The sequence below is a fragment of the Streptomyces sp. Tu6071 genome (assembly GCF_000213055.1).
Taxonomy (GTDB): Bacteria; Actinomycetota; Actinomycetes; order Streptomycetales; family Streptomycetaceae; genus Streptomyces; species Streptomyces evansiae.
In genome coordinates this window covers 747993-766989 of sequence record NZ_CM001165.1, presented here as the reverse complement: position 1 = coordinate 766989, position 18997 = coordinate 747993, and the positions used below count along the sequence as shown (strand labels likewise).

The window sequence follows — 18997 nt, the reverse complement described above, 5'->3', positions numbered from 1 at the left end:
TGAGAGAGCACCGGCGGGACCGGTGAGGGGGCACCGGGTGCGTGCGAGCGCGGTGGTGGTCGGCGCCGCTGCTCGCCGCGCCCGCGCTCCGCCCCTCCCTCGCGCCGTGCCCCGTTTCGTACGGCGCCTCTCCCGCGCGCCGACCGCGGTGTTCCGGCCCCCGCTCCGGAGGAACCGCGGGGCTACTTCGCGAGCTTCAGGCCGCGGTCCGTGACCGCCTTCTCGCCCTTGGCCTGGCCGTCGCGGAGCATCTTGGTGTGGTCGCCGCCCGCGGCCATCTGCGCCGAGGTGACCTGCTGCTGCACGGGTCCCCAGGTCCAGCCGGGCACGATGGAGTCGGCGGCCCGGCCGGCGAGCGCGTAGACGTCCTGACCGCCGAAGTAGGAGCTGTCGAACTCCTTCGCCGCGACGGCGCGCATTTTCTCGTTGGCGGGCAGCGCGCTGCTGGGGGTCTTCAACGAGGCGAGGCGGGCCTTCATCGCCTGCGGGTCGGTCGTGACCCACTTGATGAACTCGGCCGCCTGTTCGGTGTGGCCGCTGCCCTTGGGCACGACGTAGGAGGTCCCGCCGTACATGCCGGTGACCGCCTTCCCGCCCCAGGTCGGCAGCGGGGCGACGCCCCACTTGCCCTTGCTGTCGGGGTAGCTGACGGGGAAGTTGCCCGCGCTCCAGGCGGCGCCGATGACGGTGGCGATCCTGCCGGTGGCGCGCTCCTTGGTCTCGCCCTCGCCCCACAGTGGCGTCTTCGAGGCGAGGCCGTCCTTCAGCAGGTCGTCCCAGTAGGCGGCGACCTTCTTCGAAGGGGCGCTGTCGATGTCCAGCTCCCAGGAATCGCCCCGCGTGCTGTACCAGCGGGCGCCCGCCTGCCAGGCGAGGCCGGCGAGGAGTGCGGGGTCGCCGCCGCCGAAGTTGGTGATCGACACCTCCGGGTCGGCCTTGTGGATCTTCTCGGCCGCGGCCCGGTACTCGTCCCAGGTGCGCGGCACGTCGACGCCGAACTTCTTGAAGAGGTCCTTGCGGTAGTAGAGCTCCAGTGGCGTCACGTCGAAGGGGACCGCCCAGGTCTTGCCGCCGAGGTTGACAAGGGACTGCACAGCCTGCGGGAACTCCTTGTCGACGAATTCGCCGGAGGAAGGGCTGAGGTCCTCCAGGTTGCCCTCGCTCGCGTACTCGGGCAGCGCCGAGTAGTCCATGGTCGCGATGTCGGGGGCGTTGCCGCCCTTCACCGCGTTGGACAGCTTGGTGACGCCCTCGGGTCCCGCGGGCACCAGCGAGAAGCTGACCTTGACGCCGGTGTGCGTCTTGTTGAAGGCGTCGACGGTCTCCTTGGCGCCCGCGGTCGCCGACCAGAAGGTGAGAGTGACGGGCTTGCCGTCGGCCGCGCCGGCCGAGTCCGAGCCGCCGCCGCACGCGGTGGCGAGCAGGGCCAGCGAGGCGGTGGACGCGGCGAAGGCGATGCGGGACGTGCGGGTGTTACGCGGCATGGGTCGGCTCCTGGAGACCTCGAACTGCGGGAGATGAGGCGAACGGGACACATCATTTTGCGCGTCATCGATCACGTCAAGAGCTAAACGACCAATTCAATCGACTCGATCAGATCGTGATGTCACAGTTCCGGTCACCGAAACCGCCCCTCCCCATGCGAAGAGCCGCGCCCTGGACGCCTGTGGGGCGCGGGGCACGGCTCACGGTGGGGTCGCCGGGTCGCCGGGTCGCCGGGTCGCCGGGTCGCCGGGTCGCCGGGTCACGGGGGCACGGCCCCGGCCGCCCGCCGTCACGCGGGGACGGAGCGCGGGGCCGCTGGGGGTCAGGACACCGCGTCCCGCGCCCCGCAGGAGACGCGGACCCGCAATGCGGGCAGGATGTCCAGGTGGCGCCGGGGCGGTTCCGTCTCGCCCTCCGGCGCCGTCAGCCGGGACAGCAGCAGCCGCGCCGAGGCCGCGCCCACCTCGTACTTGTCCGGGGCCACGGCGGTGAGCGGCAGGTCCGCGAGCCCGGCCACCTCGTCGTCGTAGGCGATCACGGCCAGATCCTCCGGCACCCGCACGCCGCGGGCCTGGAGGCGCGGGATGAGGACGATCGCGTCGGCGTCGCTGTGCACGAGCGCGGCCGTGACGCCGTCGCGCGCGACCGCCTCGCACAGGTACTCCAGGGTGCGCTCGAAACGGTCGGTCTCGGAGTGCGGCGGCTCTCCGTCGAGGGGGGAGTCCGGGGCCCTGTCCAGGCCGAGCGCGCTGACGGCCGCCTCGTAGCCCGCCCTGAGCTGCGGGGCCGTGGGGCTGTCCTGCACGGCGAGGGCGACGGCCCGGTGCCCCAGTGCGGCCAGGTGGGTCACCGCCTCGGCGGCCCCGTGCGCGTGGTCGGAGCGCACCCGGTCCAGTGCTGCCGCGGGGTGCCCGAGCGGCGCCCAGCGCTCGACCAGGACGACGGGCGCCTCCTGGGCGACGGTCCACAGCCCGGCGCCCGCTTCGGCGTGGCCGTGCTCCCAGCTGGGGGTCAGGAGCAGTCCGTCGGCGCCGGTGGACAGCAGCCGGCGGACCTGGGCGGCGTCCTCGTCCGGCAGGTACCGGGAGAGGCCCACGGCGAGGCGGGCCCCCGCGGCCTCCACGGTCTCCCGGGCGCCGCGCACCACGTCGGCGTAGTAGTAGCCGGTGGTCGGCACGACCATGCCCACCACGAGACCTTCGGCGGAAGGCGCGGTGGGCGCCAGGTCCTCCCGCTGCCCACCGGGCCACACCACGGCACCGTGCAGCCGCCGCACCAGCCCCTGCGCGGCGAGGGACTCGACGTCCCTGCGCAGGGTCACGGCGGACATGCCCAGCTCCTTGGCGAGCTCTGCGACGCGCAGGCTGCCGCGTGCGCGGACGAGTGCGAGCACGCGCTCGTGGCGCTGGTCAACGTGGAGTCGCATGGAGCCCCCTGGTCTCGGCGCTGAACAGTGGGACGGTCTCGCGGACCCGGTGCCCACGACCGGATCGCCCCGACGCCCGCCAATCATATCGATCGCATCCGATCAAATCGATGACGCCCGTCCCCGGGGCCCACAGGGCTGGAGCGCGGGTTCGCTGCCGGGCGCGGACGGGCGCCGTCGGCAGAACCGACCGGTCGGCGGCGCTCCTCCAGGCAGATGGTCAAAACGATCGATTGAGTCAGATGTATTGAGCGACCGGGTCGCGGGCTGTTAGAAAAGCGCCAGCTCGCTCAGAACAGTCGGTGCGTGGGGCTCACCCGGCGACTCGCCGCTTCGTGTCCCGGCACCGCGTTCCGCGGATCCAGACATCCCACCGGAGCCCTCATGTCGCCCGCTTGGTCCCGCCGCACCTTCCTGGCCGCCGCCGGCGGCGCCGCGCTCACCGCCGGCTCGCTGCTTCCCTCGTCGGCCGCTGCCGCGACCGCCGCCGATCCGTACACCGCGCTGCGCGCCACCTGGCGCACCCTGATCCTCGGGGAGGGTTTCAGCCCGACCGCGGAACCGTTCAAGAGCCGTCTCGCCGACCTGGGCAGCCAGGCCGGCACCTGGCACGACAGCATGACGCCGGCCACCGGGTCCCTCTGGCCCGACGCCGTGTTCGCCGACCCGGACCCCGACACCGACGCCGAGTCGTACGCCTTCTCCGCGAAGATCGTCGACAGCTACACCCGGCTGAGCACCATGGCCCAGGCGTACTCCCAGCAGGGCACGGGCCTCACCGGGAACACCGCCCTGCGCGACGCCGTCGTCACCGGCCTGGACCACCTCCACGCGCAGGTCTACAACGACCGGCAGACGCGCTACGGCAACTGGTACAGCTGGCAGATCGGCGCGCCACAGGCCCTGCTCGACACCTGCGTGCTGATGTACGACGCCCTCGGCGCGGCCCGGATCGACGCGTACTGCGCCGCGGTCGACCACTTCGTCCCGGACTCGGCCGTGGGCTCCTACACCGGCACCAGCACCGGCGCCAACCGCGTCGACCTGTGCCGGGTGCTCGCCCTGCGCGGGGTCGTGGGCGCCAGCTCCGCCAAGCTCGCGCTGGCCCGCGACGCCCTTTCCCCCGTCTTCCCGTACGTGACCAGCGGCGACGGTCTGCACTCCGACGGTTCCTTCATCCAGCACACCACCGTGCCCTACACCGGCAGCTACGGCTCGGTGATGCTGGGCGGGCTCGGGATGCTCTTCGCCCTGCTCAAGGGAACGCAGTGGGAGGTCACCGATCCCCGGCGGCAGATCGTCTTCGACGCGGTGGAGGGGGCCTGGGCGCCCTTCCTCTACAACGGGCTCGTCATGGACTCCGTCGCGGGCCGCGCCATCAGCCGCGGTCTCACCTCGACGGCGCCGGACGCCGTCCAGCAGAACGATCATCTGCGGGGTCACCCCATCCTCGCGTCCATCGTGCTGCTCGGCCAGGGCGCCTCGGCGACCGAGAACGCCCGGTGGCGCGCGCTGGTGAAGGGCTGGGCGCGGCGTGACTACTACAGCCCGCCGCTGGAGAACCCCACGCTGGGCCTCACCGCCCTGTCCCGCCTCGCGTCCGTCCTCGACGACTCCTCGGTCACCGCCCTCCCCGAGCCGACCGGCCACCGGCTCTTCACCGACATGGCGCGCGCCACCCACCGCCGCCCCGGCTGGGCGGCCTCGCTCAGCATGGCGGACCGGCGCATCACGTACTACGAGACAGGCAACGGGGAGAACCTGCGCGGCTGGCACACCGGCTCGGGGATGCTCTACTGGTGGGGCGACACCTATGCCAACGGGCAGTACAGCGACGCTTTCTGGCCCACCGTCGACCCCTACCGGCTGCCAGGCATCACCGCGTCCCGCAAGGCGCTGGCCGACGCGGCGGGCGGGGACTGGGGCGCGTCGCTGCCCGACGTGAACTGGGTCGGCGGCGTCACCGACGGGCAACGCGCGAGCGTGGGCCAGTACCTCAAGGGCCTCTCCAGCACGCTGCTGGCGAAGAAGTCCTGGTTCTTCCTCGACGACACGGTCGTCGCGCTCGGCGCGGGCATCACCGGCACGGACGGCGCGGCGGTCGAGACGACCGTCGACAACCGCAATCTCGGTCCCACCGGGGGCAGCGCGTTCACGGTCGACGGCGCCACGAAGCCGCTCGCCTACCCGTGGTCGGCGACGCTGACCGGCGCCTCCTGGGCGCACCTGGCCGGCCACGGTGGCTACGTGTTCCCGGGCGGCGCGACCGTCAAGGCCCTGCGGGAGAGCCGGACCGGGAGCTGGCGCGACATCAACACCGGCGGGGCCACGACATCCGTCTCGCGCAAGTACCTCACCCTGTGGTTCGACCACGGCAAGGACCCCCGGCAGGCGTCCTACGCCTACCAACTGCTGCCCGGCGCGGACGCGGCCCGTACCGCGGCGCGCGCGGCCGACACGACGTGGCTGCGTGTCCTGGCCAACACGGACGACCAGCAGGGCGTGTCGGTGCCCTCGCTCGGCCTGACCGCCGTCAACTTCTGGTTCGGCGGCACGGTCGGCACCCTCGTGGCGGACAATCCCTGCTCGGTCATGGTGACGGAGCACCCCGACGGCACGGCGACGGTGTGCGTCAGCGACCCGATGCGGATGCGGACGAACCTGACGGTCACCTGGAACCGGGCGGTCGCCGCGGTGGTCTCGAAGCCTTCCACGGTGTCCTCGGCCACCACGGGGGCCTCCCTGCGGCTCGTCTTCGGGGACCTGTCGGGCACCCGCGGCACGACCCAGACCGTCAAGGTGCGCTTGGACTGAGCCCACTCGCCGCCCCTCGACCCTCCGGGTGGAGGGGCGGCGGACGAGCCGTGCGGGTGTGCCCGGTCCGGTCGCCGGGCCGGGCACACCCGTCCCCCGGTGTCCTCAGGCCCCAGGCGGCGGACAGAGCGGTGAGCGCGGGCCGGCCCGAGCCCGGCCGCGCGCGGCGCGGAGACGGTGAGGGCCGCGGTGTCCTCGTGTGCGAACCGGCGCGGAGACCTGCCCTCGGGAACGCGGGTGCGGGCCGTCGTTTCCGGCTCTTCGCCGTCGGCTTCCGTCCCTGCGACTTCCGGGGCGTGGTGTGCTCGGCAGTGCCCCTACTGCCGGTCGGCGACCTTGCGGGGAAGGCCGGCCGAGGCTTGCGGGAGCGACTCCTCCGGCCGGGCCAGCAGCAGTTCGGTACCGCCGGCCCGGATGCCCTCGGCGGCGGCCTCCGCCAGGTCCTCGTCGGTGATGACCACGTCGAAGGAGGTCAGGGGCGCGACACGGTACTTGCCGAAGGTGCCGTACTTCGAGGAGCCCGCCACGAGGACGGAGCTTCCCGCGCACTCCATGGCCGCCTTCTTGACCTCGACCTTCAGCTCGGAGGGGGTGGTCACCCCTCGCAGCCGGTCCCAGGAGCTGGTGCTGACGAAGGCCAGGTCGAGGGCGAGCTGGCGCAGGGTGCGGGCGGCGAGGCGGCCGACGCTGGAGCGGTTGGCGGGTTCGACCCTGCCTCCGACGTGGATGACGTCGATGTGGGGGGAGGCCATGAGGAGGTCGGCGGTGGTGAAGTCGTTGGTGACCACCGTGAGCGACTCGCGGCGTGCGAGCAGCGGCACCATGGCCGACAGAGTGGTGCCGGCGTCCAGGTAGACGGTCATCCCGTCCTGGACGAGCTCGGCGGCGCGCGCCGCCATCGCCTGTTTCTGCGGCTGCTCGACGGCGGTCTTGGTCTGGTAACTGGGCTCGGTCTGTACCGGACTGGCGATGCGGACGCCGCCGGGGACGGAGAACACGAGCCCCTGGCGTTCCAGTTCCGCGATGTCGCGGCGGACCGTCATGTGGGAGACGCCGAAGAGCTGGGTGATCTGCTGGACGCTGAGCACACCCTCCCGCCGCAGGTGCCGCACCAGCAGTTCGCGTCGTTGATCGGGGATCAGGGACGGGGCTGCCTCTTCGGCCATGGTGTTCTTTCCTCCTGTCGGCCGGACCCGGCCGGTGCGGGTCCTGATCGATTGTGCCGCCTCGTCCGGGCTGCCGTGCCCGGACGAGGCGGCGCGGGTCTCCCGGGGGGCCGGTCCCGGGGTCTCCTCAGCCGCTCACGAAGGTACTCAGGAGCAGGACTCCGCCCAGGCTCAGCAGCGACTGGAGGGAGAGCATGAGGGTCCAGGTGCGGAACGTCTGCGGCACGGTCAGCTGGAAGTACTCCTTGAAGAGCCAGAATCCGGAGTCGTTGACGTGGGAGAGCATCACGGCGCCGGAGGCGGTGGCGAGGACCAGCAGCTCCGGGGAGAGCCCCGGGTAGGCACCGATGAGCGGAGCGACGATCCCGGTGGCCGCCGCGACGGCGACCGTCGCGGAGCCCAGGCAGACGCGCAGCAGCGCGGCGACGAGCCAGGCCAGTACCAGCGGCGGGATGGACCAGTGGACCGCGTAGTCGGAGATGAGCTTGTCGATCCCCGTGGCGGTGAGCATGGCCTTGAGGCCGCCGCCGGCTCCGAGGATGAGCACGATCCCGCCGACCGGTCCCAGCCCCTTGCCCGCCATCTTCTGGAGCTGGCCCAGGCCGAAGCCGGAGCGCAGGCCCAGCGCGAAGAAAGCGAAGACCACCGCGACCAGCAGGGAGATCACCGAGGAGTCGCACGCCTCGAAGAGCGCGTAAGGGATGGTGCCCTTGGCCGTGTTGGAGGTCCCGACGGTGCCTATGAGCATGAGTACCGGCGGCAGCAGCACGGTGATCAGCGCGAGCGGGAACGAGGCCGGACGGCGGCGGTTCTCGGGCGCCGGGTCGGGCTCCGGTACCGGGCCCCGGTCCAGGTCGGGGGCGGGCCCGAACCAGCGGCTGGCGACCTTGGTCAGCAGCGGGCCGCTGAGGACGGCGATCGGGATGCCGATGATCAGGCCGTACATGATCGTCAGGCCGGTGCTCGCGTGGTACGCGGAGACGGCGAGGGTGGGGGAGGGGTGCGGGGGCAGCAGCCCGTGCGAGATGTACAGCCCGGCCGCCATGGGCAGCCCGACGTACAGCAGGTGGGTCTTGGTGCGCTTGGCGACCGCGTACACCAGCGGTACGAGCATGACGAAGCTGACGTCGAACAGGTGCGGCATCCCGATCAGCAGGGCCGCCGCGGTGATCGCTGTGGGAACCCACTTGACGGGGCGGGAGCCGATGAAGGCGGTGGCGATGCGGTCGGCACCGCCGGAACCGAGAAGGATGCCGCCCAGGATCGTGCCGAGCCCGATGGTGGGGCCGGTGCTCTTGAGCGCGTCGCCGAAGCCGTCCTGGAAGTGCCCGACCGTGTCGGCGGGGCCGATGCCGGCCGCCAGCCCGAGGCCGAGCGCGGAGAGCATCAGGGCGATGAAGGGGTGCAGCTTCGCCTTGGTGATCAGCAGGATGAGGACGACGACGGCGGCCGCGCCGAGGAAGAGGTGTTGCAGGTCCGTGCTCATGGCAGTGTCACCGTCGTCGTGTCGGTGTCGGTGTCGGTGTGCGTGGACCGGGTGGCCAGGCCCTCGGTCCAGGCGGTGAGAAGCTCCGTGTCGGGGTTCGCGAGATCCGCGATGCCGATCAGCTCGCCTGCCCGCACGTCCCTCGCGAGGGTGGTGTGGGCGGCGAGGTAGAGAGGCGCGACACCGGCGGGCGCGTCCTCGTCCCGCAGCAGGACCGCCCGCACCCCGGTCACGTCGTGGTGGTGGCCGCCCATGTCCAGGACGGTGCCGGCGGGCAGGTCGCGCCGCGCGCGCCCGGCGAGGACGGCGTGGGCGCGCGGGTCGGTGCCACCGGAGGGCCGGTGGTGCACGACGGCCGACAGGAGGGAGACGGGGGTCTCGACACCCATGAGGTGGTACGGCAGGTAGATCGCCGCGTACCGGCCGTCACGGCTGAGCACGTGTCCCTTGCCCCGCAGGGTCTCCCAGGTCCCCGGGTCAGTGGTACGCACCACCACGAACACGCCGCCGGCGAAGGACGCCTCCCCGGGCAGCCGCAGCGCCCGGAAGACGTCCACGGCACCGGTCCGGTTCAGGACGCCGCCGTCCTCGCGCGGCGCGTAGATGTCGGCCAGCTCCGCGATCCGGGCCACGGGGTAGTGCAGCAGCTCCGTGTCGGGACGGAATCCGGTGTTGGTGGCGACGACCGCCATCTCGCAGTAGTCGGCGGTGGCACCGACCGGCAGCGCGGCCACGGCCTCGGCCCGCGCGGCCAGCGTGGCGGGTACGTCCGCGTCCAGTTCCAGCAGGCCGTTCAGCCCGGGGGCGGGCACGGTGGAGTCGAGCTGGGTGACGGTCTCCGCGGCGGGGTCGAGGACGAGGTCGTACTCGCTCGACTTGCCGACGGCCACGATGTCCAGGCCCAGCAGCTGGGCCCAGGTGATCAGGCCGATCAGGTTGGCGGGCTGGTCGCCTTCCGCCGTCGTGTAGACGACGCCGTTCTCCTCGGCCAGGTCCGCCAGGCGGAGCCCCGCGACCGAGTCGACCTCTTTGCTGACCATCGCCACGTGGCGCTTCGAGGCCAGCGCCGCACGCGCCATGGCGTAGCCGTGCACCGGGCTGCCGGTCGCCTCCACCAGGATGTCCCACTCACCGGCGCCCAGCAGCGCACCGTCCGCGACGAGGGCGATGGCGCCGTCACGGCCCGCGACCGCGACCTCGTCCTCGTCCGCGCACACCCGCAGCGCGTCCGGCTCGTAGCCCAGCTCGATCAGCATGTCCCTCAGCCGCGCCACCTCCCGGTCGCACAGCACGGCGGGGGCCAGGCGGTCGACACGAAGGGTCTGGGACAGCAGGGTCCTCGCGAAGCCGCCACCGGCGCCGGACAGTGCGTAGCGCACTGTCCGGTCGCTGCCTTCGGCGAACAGATGGCGCAGGTTCATAGGGATTCTCCTCAGTGTTCGCGCTCGTACACGGCGTAGTTGGCGCGTAGCGCGATGGCTCTGCCCCCTGTGGCCGCCGGGCACGTCCGCCCCGTGAGCGGGGCGCGTGCGGGCGACACAGACGAGCTGATTAACAACATGTATCAGGAGATCCCATATACGTAAAGACTGGTAACATAATTTCACATCACGCTGTTCAGGCGTCCTCCCCTGGTGGAGGGGCGGCCCGGAACGGCTCATGCCCGCCAACGCAAGGAGCGCCCCGATGCCGACCCTCGGAGCCATCGCCGACGACTTCACCGGAGCGACGGACCTCGCCACCACGCTGGTGGCGCGCGGCTTCCGAACGGTGGTGACGGTCGGTCCCACGCCTCTCGTCCCACCCCCCGCGGGTGGCGGCGGAGGCGAGGAGGACGCGGTCGCTCGCGCGGTGCTCGACGCGGACGCCGTGGTGGTCGCCCTCAAGTCGCGTTCGGCCCCCGTCGAGGAGGCCGTGGGCGACTCGCTGGCCGCGCTGGAGGGCTTGCGGGCCGCCGGGTGCACACGCTTCTACTTCAAATACTGCTCCACCTTCGACTCGACCCCGCAAGGAAACATCGGCCCTGTGACGGACGTCCTGCTCGACGCCCTCGGGGCGACGGGGCCCACCGTCGTCGTCCCGTCCTTCCCCGCCACGGGGCGCACCGTGGCGGACGGGCTGCTGTACGTCCACGGCGAACCGCTGGAGCGCAGCCCGATGCGGCACCACCCGCTCACCCCCATGCGGGACTCCGACGTGGTCCGGCTCCTGAGTCCGCAGACCCGCCGCCCCGTCGCCCTTGTCGCGCTGGGGAAGGTCCGGGAGGGCGAGGCGGCCCTGCGGGACGCTCTGAACGCGCCGGAGCTGTCCGGGTCGCTCGTCGTGGTAGACGCCGTCACCGAGGAGGACCTGGGCGCGATCGCCGCGGCGACGGCGGATCACCCCCTGGTCACCGGCGCCGCCGGACTCGCCGTAGGGCTCCGGGGCCCGCGCGCGACCGCGGCGGCGGCGCCGGACCCGGACGCGGCGAGAGCCCCGGCCGCCTCCCGGCCCGGCGACCCGGCTCTCGTCCTCTCCGGGAGCGCGAGCTCGGCGACCCGGGCGCAGGTGGCGCACGCACGCGATGCCGGACTGCCGTCCCGCAAGCTGGACCTGGACGCGCTGCGCGCGGACTTCGAGGCGGCCGTGGAGGACCTCGTCGCCTTCGCCCGGTCCTGCTGGGAGGAGTCCACCGGCCGGCCACCACTCCTCTACGCGGTGGCCGACCCGGCCGACCTGGAGACGGGGGACGGTGACGCGGCGCCCGGAGGCGTTCCCGCCTCGGCGCTGGTGGAGAAGGCGCTCGCCGCCTGCGCGAAACGTCTCGTCGCCGCGGGGGCGCGCAGGGTCCTGGTGGCCGGCGGCGAGACCTCGGGCGCCGTGGTGACCGCGCTGGCGGTGCGCGCCCTGGCGATCGGGGCGCCGATCGCCCCCGGCGTCACCTGGGCGAGCGCGCGCAGCCGCGTGGACGGCCGGGAACACGAGGTGGACCTGGCCCTGAAGTCGGGCAACTTCGGCAGCACCGACATCTTCACGGAAGCATGGAGCACCCTCGCATGACCTCCCAGCGGGCCGCGCTCGCGGCAGCCGGCGCCCACCTCGCGGCGCTCGGGCTGAGCCCGGGCTCCTCCGGCAACCTCAGCGTCCGGGAAGGGGACCGCGTCTGCATCACCCCCACGGGGACCGACCTGTCGCGCATCGACCCCGACGCTCTCAGCGTCCTCGATCTGGACGGCGCTCTCGTGTCCGGCCCCCGCCCGTCCAAGGAGTTCCCGCTCCACACGGCCTTCTACCAGCGCGACGCGGAGGCGCGGGCCGTCGTGCACCTCCACTCCCGGCAGGCGACCGGGGCCTCCTGTCTGGAACCCTGGTCGGACAAGAGCGCCCTGCCGCCCCTGACGCCGTACTTCGTGATGCGCGTGGGCCAGACACCACTACTGCCCTACGCGCCTCCCGGGGATCGCGAGCAGGCCGAGCGGATGCGCGCGCTGCCCTTCCCCTTCCGCGCCGCACTCCTCCAGAACCACGGCCCCGTCGTGACGGGCACGAGCGTGCGGGCGGCCGTCGAGACGGTCGTGGAACTGGAGGAGACGGCCGCGCTCCTCCTCGCCCTGGGGAGCAGCGCCGCGCGCTTGCTGACGGCCGAGGAGGCCCGGGAGCTGGCCCGCCGGTACGAGTCCCCCTGGGGGGACTGAGCAGACCCCGCCCGGGCCGGGTGTCCCCTCGCCCCTGGTCCGGGCGGCCGTTGTGACCGAGCAATGATCTTCAGAGCGCTGACGACGAGGGCCGCACATCGGCGACCGCCGCTTCCCGTTGCGGCAGAGGACGGCGGATGAAGCGGTTCCACTGCCTCCCCTCGGCAGCCGAGTCGCACCAGTCGTCAGGGGAGATGAGGGCGTCCCCTTCTGGAGTCCGGCCACAAGCGAGACAATGCCCCTTCCCAGGCCGGGGCGGCCAGGACCCACCGGACCTCCAGGGTGAGGTCGTGAGACCTCGGTCGCGGCCCTGGTGCCGACAGCCGGGGGAGTGAGCCCGGCCCGTGAACTGCCCTGCGGGGTCCGTCGCATACGGCTGCACGGATGCCAGGGCGCCAGCGGCAGACCCGGCCCTCCACCTCCACCACGCCGTGCACCGTCCTCGCACGCGGCGTGAAGCCGTTGGTGTTCGTCTTCCAGGGGAACGCCGCGCGTGCGGTACAACTCAACCGTCTGGTCGACGCCTTGGGGACGGAATCCTTCTCGTCGCCGCGCGGCGGGCGGGCAACGGCCTTTGGCCCGCCGGGTCGAGGCATGTGGACTCGGCCTGGCCGCAGTGCGGGTGCACCACCCGGTCGTTCTCCTTGGACCGGCAAGGCCGACCACCGCTTCCGTGACGCAGCCGCCCCCGCCCGACGAGCGCCCCGGGAGTCTGCGCGCCGCACCGTCGAATGTCCTCCCAGGAGGCCGGGTGAACGGACCGGTCGCAGCGGGCGGCGGGACGCGGAGGCCGGCCACCGCGTCAACTCCCCAGGGCACGAAGGGCACTCAGAGGGTGTCCACATGCCGGACGGTGTCTTGATTCAGGACGGCACCAGCCCGACTCTGTTACGCAACAGTCTTCTTAAGCAATAAGAAAGCTGCTGCGAAACCCGTGTGTCGTGTCCTGGCGGTGCGAGCGAGGAGGCCGTTGCGTGGCAAGTTCGGACGGAAAGCGGGTGAACGGTTCCCGGGCGCTCTGCGTCGCCGCGATCCGGGACCTCGGCCGGGCCACCGTCGCCGAGACAGCGGCCCGGGCGCGGCTGTCGCGGCCGACCGTCGAGGCGGCGCTGGCGGATCTCACCGCCGAGGGCCTGGTCGAGACCGCGGCGGACCAGGTACAGCACGGCGAGGCCGGTGGGCGGCCGGCCAGGCAGTCCAGGTTCCGGGCCGAGACGGGCGTCGTCGTCGGCGTCGACCTGAGCGGGGCCGAGATGCGCGTCCTGCTCACCGATCTGGCGGGACGTACCGTCGCGCTCGGCCCTTCGGGGCGGCCCAGTTGCACCGATGCCGCCCCGGAGCTCGGGCCGGTGGTGGCCGTCATCGAGGAGACGCTCGCTCGCGCCGGGTTCAGCCGTGCCGACCTGCGGGCCGCCGGGATCGGGGTGGCGGGGCTCGTGAGCCGGGACGGCGAGATCCTGACGTCACCGGTCGGCTCCTGGGTCGGCACCAACCTGGCGGCACGCTTCACCGACCTGCTCGGCGTCCCCGCTGCCGTCGACAACGACCTGTCGCTCGCCGCCGCGGCCGAGTCGCGCTTCGGCGCGCTGGAGGGCGCCGGGACCGGCGTGTACGCGCTCACCTGGCACCACGTCTCGGCCCGGATCACGGTCGACGGAGCGGTGCTCCGGGGCCGCCACAGCAGCGCCGGTGAGGTCGGCCTCCTCCGGTCGTTCAGCGACATCGAGGTCCCCGCCGGGCCGCTGAACGAGTCCATCGCCCGGATCTCACGGCCCCTGGAGCGGCTGCTCGCCGATCCGTCGGACGCCGAGGGCATCAGGACGCAGCAAGTGCTGGTCTCCGCCATGACCCCCGCGATCGCCGCACTCGTACTGGCCGTCGATCCCGACGTGGTCGTGCTCGGCGGCGAACTCGCCCGGTACGGGCAACTGCTCGGGCCCGACCTGGCGGCGGCGGTCGGCGAGTTCGCCGAGGGCGCGGGCGAGCTCGACGTCGTGATCACCCCGGCCTCGCTCGGCCGGGACGGGGTCAGCGTCGGTGCCGCCCATCGTGCCTTCGAGGACTTCTCCACCGCGATCTACGGCACCGACGGAGTGGCGCCGCCGCGCGTGCGCCCCGACCTCAGCCGCGGCGACGACCGGTCCCCGGCCGTGCCGCGGCTCGCCCTGCTGGACGGCGGCGGCGCGCTGGGCGAGGCGGTCAGGGCGGCGCCGTGGGCGAGCGGCATCCGCGGCCACGCCGACGTGGCCGACCTGCTGGCCCTCGACCCCGCGCCCGAGCACGTGTTCGTCGATCTGGCGGGACCTGCGCGCGCCGAGGCGGCGAGGGCCGTACTGGCGCGCGGGATCGCGGTCACGCTCGCGGCGCCGCCGCCCGCGCTGGACGAGCTGGACGAGCTGCTGGAGGTGGCGGTCCGCGACGGCGTGTCGCTGGCCGTCGACCACGCACCGCGCAGATCCCCGGCCGTCCGCACCCTCAGGGCCTGCGTCGACGCCGGACTGGTCGGCGACGTCACTGCTGTCTGGTGCCGCCATCTCGCCGCTGACGGAGAAGCGGTGACAAGGGATCAGCTCGCCTCGGATGTCGACGTGCTCCACTGGCTCGCCCGGGGCACCACCGAGTCCTGCGGCGCTGTCGGTTCCGCGCCCGGCCCGGCCGGGCGGGAGGGCGGCGAGCCGCAGGTCTCGGCGATCGCGTTCACGCTGGACAACGGGGTGTCCGCCGGGTACTTGCGCGGCTGGGCTGCCGGTCCCGGCCGGCGCTTCTACACCGTCGTGGGAACGGCGGGGCGGCTGGAGGGCGTCGGCGACGACGTGCGGTTCATCCGGGCCGGGGGTTCCGAACCGCCGGGACCTGTGCCCCTGTCCCCGCCCGAGCCGCTGCCGCACCCGTCGGCGGCCACCCCCGGACCCGCCCGCTCGGTCCTGGAGGCGCGGGCCACGCTGGCGGCGGTCCAGGCGGCCTGGCTCTCGCTGCTGCGTGACGGGGAGCGCTGCCGCGTCGACCCGCCAGCCGCCCCCGTCACCCACTCCACCCGCGAGAACGAGGAGGAAAGCCGGTGCTGAGGTACACGATCACGCGCGTGCTGTTCATGATCCCGACCGTCGTCGGCTCGACGCTCCTGATCTACCTGCTGGTCTTCCTGGTGCCCGGCGATCCGGTGCTCGCCCTCGCGGGCGGCAACAAGCGGCTCTCGCCGTCGAGCATCACCGCCATCCGGGACCAGTACAACCTGGACGACCCGTTCTTCGTGCAGTACGGGAAGTACCTGGGCAACGTCCTGCACGGGAACTTCGGCTACGACTTCAACGACAACTCGGTCACCGAGCTGATCAAGACCGCCTTCCCCTACACCCTGGCGCTCGCGCTCTCCGCCTTCGTGCTGAAGATCGTCATCGGTGTGCTGATGGGGGTATGGGCCGGGCTGCGCAAGGACGGCATCCCGGAGAAGTTCAACCTGCTCTTCACCGTCCTCTTCCTCGCCGTACCGAGCTTCCTCGTCGCCTACTTCGCCCAGTACCTGGTCGGCATCAAGGGACACTTGCTGCCGATCGCGGGAGTGCAGTCCGGCTTCCCGAAGGCGTTCGTGATGCCGGCGCTGGTACTGGCGCTGGAGACCGCCGCACCGCTGGCCAGACTCACCCGGACGAGCCTGGTCGACGTCCTGAAGGCGGACTACATCACGACAGCACGGGCCAAGGGCGCGTCACCGGGCCGCGTGGTCTGGCTGCACGCACTGCGGAACGCGTTCCTGCCGGTGGTGACCTACCTGGGGCTGAGCCTGGCCAGTCTGCTCGGCGGCTCCGTACTGATCGAGACCATCTTCAACCTGCCCGGCCTCGGCGGCACCCTGTCCACCGCGATCGCGCAGCAGCAGGGGCCGGTCGTCGTCGGCGTCTCGGTGTTCCTGCTGCTCTTCTACCTGGTGACCGCGCTCCTGGTCGACCTGCTCTATCCGATCATCGACCCGAGGGTCCGTCATGTCTGATGCCGTCGAGGCCCTGGTCGCGACCGGGGCCGTACCCGAGACACCGGTCCCCCCGCGGGGCGGCGAGAAGCGCCGCGGGCTGATGGCCGAGGGCTTGCGCCGCACCCGGAGCCAGCCGTTCTTCATCCTCTCCGTCCTCATCATCGCGGCGGTCGGGCTGATGGCCGTCGCACCGGGGCTCTTCACCCGCACCGACCCGCGGGACTGCTCGCTCATCCAGTCCAGGCTGGGCCCCCGTGAGGGGCACCCCTTCGGCTTCGACATGCAGGGGTGCGACTACTTCTCCAACGTGGTCCACGGAGCGCGGATCTCCCTGGAGGTCGGCCTGCTGGTGGCGCTCTTCACGTTCGTCATCGCGACGGTCGCCGGTGCGCTCGCCGGATACTTCGGCGGCCTCGTGGACACCGTCATCTCCCGTATCGCCGACATCGTGCTGGGCGTTCCGGTCGGGATCGCCAGCCTGGTGATCCTCTACCAGTTCAGGTCCCGGACCGTCTGGACCATCGTCTTCGTCCTGGTCCTCTTCACCTGGGCCGGAACGATGCGGTACCTGCGCGGCTCGGTGCTCCAGGTCAAACAACTCGAATACGTACAGGCCGCCCGTGTGCTGGGGGTCGGGCACTGGGGAATCCTGCGACGGCACGTCGTCCCCAACGCGATCACACCGCTGGTCGTGATGTCGACTCTCGGCGTCGGCGCCGCCATGACGGCGGAAGCGGGCTTCTCCATCCTCGGAGTCGGGATCAAGCTCCCGACGTTTTCCTGGGGCGTCCAGATCGCGGCCGCCAGTACCAACGGCAACTGGCAGATCGCGCCGCACCTGATGTTCTTCCCGGCCGGAATGCTCGGCCTGACCACCCTCGCCTTCGTCGTGCTCGGCGAGAACCTGCGTGACGTGCTCGACCCCAGGGGGCGTTGATGAACAACCCGCGGCAACACCCGCTGCTCCACGTCGAGAACCTGGGCATCGAGTTCCGCTCCGGCGACCGCCGGCTGCCCGCCGTCCAGAACCTCAGCTTCAGCATCGAGCGCGGCAGGACCCTGGCCGTGCTGGGGGAGTCCGGTTGCGGCAAGAGCGTCACCGCCAAGGCGATCATGGGCATCCTGCCGACGCCACCGGCGCGCGTCACCGGCGGGCGCGTCCTGCTCGACGGCGTCGACCTGCTGGCCCTCGCGCCCAAGGCGTTCCGCAAGGTGCGGGGCGCCGACGTCGCCATGGTCTTCCAGGACGCGCTCTCCGCGCTGAATCCCGTGGTGCCGGTGGTCCGGCAGATCGCCGAGGTGTACCGCATCCACCGCGGCGCGAGCCGCCGGGACGCGGAGACCGCCGCCGTCGACATGATGCGGGCGGTGAAGATACCGGACGCCGCGAACCGCGCCAGGCACTACCCCTTCCAGTTCTCCGGTGGCATGCGGCAGCGGATCATGATCGCCATGGCGCTGGCCCTGGAGCCCAGACTCCTCATCGCCGACGAGCCGACCACCGCGCTCGACGTCACCGTCCAGGCACAGATCCTCGACCTGCTCGCGGAACTCCAGCGGGAGCGTGACATGAGCCTCATGCTCATCACCCACGACCTCGGAGTCGCCGCCCACATCGCCGAGGAGGCACTGGTGATGTACGCGGGCGGCGCGGTCGAACAGGCACCGATCGCCGAACTGCTGGACCGGCCGGCGCACCCGTACACGATCGGCCTGCTCGGCTCGATCCCCGGGCCGGAGCACCGGGGGGCGGACCTGCCGACCATCCCGGGGCTGCCCCCTCAGCTGGACAACCGGCCCACCGGATGCGGCTTCCACCCCCGCTGCCGTTTCGCCACCGATCTGTGCCGCGGGGAGGCCCCGCCCGCGCACCGGGTGTCCGCCGGCCGCACGGCGGCCTGTCACCACTGGAAGGAGGCCATGGATGACTACCAGGTTGCTGGCGCTTGAGGACGTCAAGCAGGCGTACAAGCCGAAGAGCTCCACGTTCGGTGCCCGCCGGACAGGCACGGTCCGGGCAGTCGACGGCGTGACGCTCGACGTGACGGCCGGTGAGACCGTCGGCGTCGTCGGCGAGTCGGGCTGCGGGAAGTCCTCTCTCGCCAAGCTGATCGTCGGGCTGGAGCAACCGGCCTCGGGGCGGGTGCTGTGGAAGGGACGCGACGTCGCCGGGATGAGCCGCGCGGAGAAGAGCGCCTTCCACCGGGGCGTCCAGCTGATCTTCCAGGACCCGTTCGCCTCGCTCAACCCGCGCCGGACGATCCGTGAATCGATCGCGGAGGGCATCCTCACCCACAAGTCGCTGCCGCGGCAGCGCGTCCACGACCGGGTCGACGAGCTGATGGCCGACGTCGGGCTGGACCCGGCGCACGCGGACAAGTACCCGCACGAGTGCTCCGGCGGCCAGCTCCAGCGCGTCGGTATCGCGCGGGCGCTGGCGCTCGGCCCCGACCTGCTGGTCTGCGACGAACCGGTGTCCGCGCTCGACATCTCCGTCCGGGCGCAGGTGCTGAACCTGCTCAACGGGCTCAAGCGGAAGCACGGCCTGACCATCGTCTTCATCGCGCACGACCTCGACGTGGTCCAGCACATGTCCGACCGGATCGTCACGATGTATCTCGGGAAGATCGTGGAGGAGGGCCCGTGCGACGCCGTCTACGGCACCTCGGCGCACCCCTACACCCGGGCACTGCTGTCGGCGGTGCCGAAGCGGCTGCCACCGGGGCACCGCATCGACCGCGTGGTGCTGGAGGGTGACCCGCCGTCGCCGATCGACCCGCCGCCGGGCTGCCCGTTCCACACCCGCTGCTACACCGCCGTGCCCGACTGCGCCAGTACCGTCCCCGCGCTGACCGAGATCGGCGCCGGTCACCGGGCGGCCTGCCTGCGCGCCGATGACGTGCGGTCCTCCCAGATCGGCCTGCCCTACCGGGCCTCCTGACCCCGTCGCCCGCCCGGACCCGCGCACGCGGCCCG

At 72.3% G+C, this 18997-nt stretch carries 13 protein-coding genes; 8 read left to right on the top strand and 5 right to left on the bottom strand.

What is annotated here, in order from left to right:
- Window positions 1–182 precede the first annotated feature (182 nt).
- Complete coding sequence (locus tag STTU_RS03130) at window positions 183–1484, bottom strand: ABC transporter substrate-binding protein (protein WP_043253937.1); 1302 nt, start codon at window positions 1482–1484, stop codon at window positions 183–185.
- A 323-nt stretch (window positions 1485–1807) separates the two neighbouring features.
- On the bottom strand, window positions 1808–2911 hold the full coding sequence (locus STTU_RS03125) for a substrate-binding domain-containing protein (RefSeq protein ID WP_007819762.1): 1104 nt from the start codon (window positions 2909–2911) through the stop codon (window positions 1808–1810).
- A gap of 384 nt (window positions 2912–3295) precedes the next feature.
- Between STTU_RS03125 and STTU_RS03120 the strand changes: the two genes are divergently transcribed.
- Entirely contained in the window at window positions 3296–5725 is a 2430-nt protein-coding gene (locus STTU_RS03120) for a polysaccharide lyase 8 family protein (protein WP_007819761.1), read from the top strand.
- A gap of 317 nt (window positions 5726–6042) precedes the next feature.
- Here the strand turns inward: STTU_RS03120 and STTU_RS03115 are convergent, their stop codons facing one another.
- From STTU_RS03115 to STTU_RS03105, 3 genes are all read right to left on the bottom strand, one after another.
- On the bottom strand, window positions 6043–6891 hold the full coding sequence (locus STTU_RS03115) for a DeoR/GlpR family DNA-binding transcription regulator (RefSeq protein WP_007819760.1): 849 nt from the start codon (window positions 6889–6891) through the stop codon (window positions 6043–6045).
- 127 nt (window positions 6892–7018) lie between these two features.
- Window positions 7019–8377, bottom strand: a complete 1359-nt coding sequence (locus tag STTU_RS03110; RefSeq protein WP_043253935.1) for a gluconate:H+ symporter — start codon at window positions 8375–8377, stop codon at window positions 7019–7021.
- A complete protein-coding gene (locus tag STTU_RS03105; protein ID WP_007819756.1) occupies window positions 8374–9798 on the bottom strand; it encodes a hypothetical protein in 1425 nt (474 codons plus the stop codon). Before STTU_RS03105 ends, STTU_RS03110 begins: the two co-directional genes overlap by 4 nt.
- Before the next feature lie 265 nt (window positions 9799–10063).
- On the opposite strand from STTU_RS03105, the gene otnK reads away from it, so the two are divergent.
- The 7 genes from otnK (at window position 10064) to STTU_RS03070 (ending at window position 18962) form a co-directional block, all read left to right on the top strand.
- Window positions 10064–11416 carry a 3-oxo-tetronate kinase gene (gene otnK / locus STTU_RS03100; protein ID WP_007819754.1) on the top strand — a complete coding sequence of 451 codons (1353 nt, stop codon included), beginning with the start codon at window positions 10064–10066 and terminating at the stop codon, window positions 11414–11416.
- Window positions 11413–12051, top strand: coding sequence for a class II aldolase/adducin family protein (locus tag STTU_RS03095; RefSeq protein WP_043253933.1), 639 nt, complete (start codon window positions 11413–11415; stop codon window positions 12049–12051). The genes otnK and STTU_RS03095 overlap by 4 nt, the downstream gene beginning before the upstream one ends.
- Window positions 12052–13025: 974 nt before the next feature.
- Window positions 13026–15116 carry an ROK family protein gene (locus STTU_RS03090; RefSeq protein WP_234019125.1) on the top strand — a complete coding sequence of 697 codons (2091 nt, stop codon included), beginning with the start codon at window positions 13026–13028 and terminating at the stop codon, window positions 15114–15116.
- Window positions 15110–16039: an ABC transporter permease gene (locus STTU_RS03085; protein WP_043253932.1), complete on the top strand. Its 930-nt coding sequence runs from the start codon at window positions 15110–15112 to the stop codon at window positions 16037–16039. The genes STTU_RS03090 and STTU_RS03085 overlap by 7 nt, the downstream gene beginning before the upstream one ends.
- On the top strand, window positions 16032–16958 hold the full coding sequence (locus STTU_RS03080) for an ABC transporter permease (protein WP_043253931.1): 927 nt from the start codon (window positions 16032–16034) through the stop codon (window positions 16956–16958). Before STTU_RS03085 ends, STTU_RS03080 begins: the two co-directional genes overlap by 8 nt.
- Complete coding sequence (locus STTU_RS03075) at window positions 16958–17971, top strand: ABC transporter ATP-binding protein (RefSeq protein ID WP_009070104.1); 1014 nt, start codon at window positions 16958–16960, stop codon at window positions 17969–17971. The genes STTU_RS03080 and STTU_RS03075 overlap by 1 nt, the downstream gene beginning before the upstream one ends.
- A complete protein-coding gene (locus tag STTU_RS03070) occupies window positions 17946–18962 on the top strand; it encodes an ABC transporter ATP-binding protein (RefSeq protein WP_007819738.1) in 1017 nt (338 codons plus the stop codon). The genes STTU_RS03075 and STTU_RS03070 overlap by 26 nt, the downstream gene beginning before the upstream one ends.
- Window positions 18963–18997: the final 35 nt, after the last annotated feature.

Bases quoted from the DNA above. Each gene is read 5' to 3' on its own strand.
- STTU_RS03130 (WP_043253937.1), bottom strand. From the start codon at position 1,484: ATGCCGCGTAACACCCGCACGTCCCGCATCGCCTTCGCCGCGTCCACC.
- STTU_RS03125 (WP_007819762.1), bottom strand. From the start codon at position 2,911: ATGCGACTCCACGTTGACCAGCGCCACGAGCGCGTGCTCGCACTCGTC.
- STTU_RS03120 (WP_007819761.1), top strand. From the start codon at position 3,296: ATGTCGCCCGCTTGGTCCCGCCGCACCTTCCTGGCCGCCGCCGGCGGC.
- STTU_RS03115 (WP_007819760.1), bottom strand. From the start codon at position 6,891: ATGGCCGAAGAGGCAGCCCCGTCCCTGATCCCCGATCAACGACGCGAA.
- STTU_RS03110 (WP_043253935.1), bottom strand. From the start codon at position 8,377: ATGAGCACGGACCTGCAACACCTCTTCCTCGGCGCGGCCGCCGTCGTC.
- STTU_RS03105 (WP_007819756.1), bottom strand. From the start codon at position 9,798: ATGAACCTGCGCCATCTGTTCGCCGAAGGCAGCGACCGGACAGTGCGC.
- otnK (WP_007819754.1), top strand. From the start codon at position 10,064: ATGCCGACCCTCGGAGCCATCGCCGACGACTTCACCGGAGCGACGGAC.
- STTU_RS03095 (WP_043253933.1), top strand. From the start codon at position 11,413: ATGACCTCCCAGCGGGCCGCGCTCGCGGCAGCCGGCGCCCACCTCGCG.
- STTU_RS03080 (WP_043253931.1), top strand. From the start codon at position 16,032: ATGTCTGATGCCGTCGAGGCCCTGGTCGCGACCGGGGCCGTACCCGAG.
- STTU_RS03075 (WP_009070104.1), top strand. From the start codon at position 16,958: ATGAACAACCCGCGGCAACACCCGCTGCTCCACGTCGAGAACCTGGGC.
- STTU_RS03070 (WP_007819738.1), top strand. From the start codon at position 17,946: ATGACTACCAGGTTGCTGGCGCTTGAGGACGTCAAGCAGGCGTACAAG.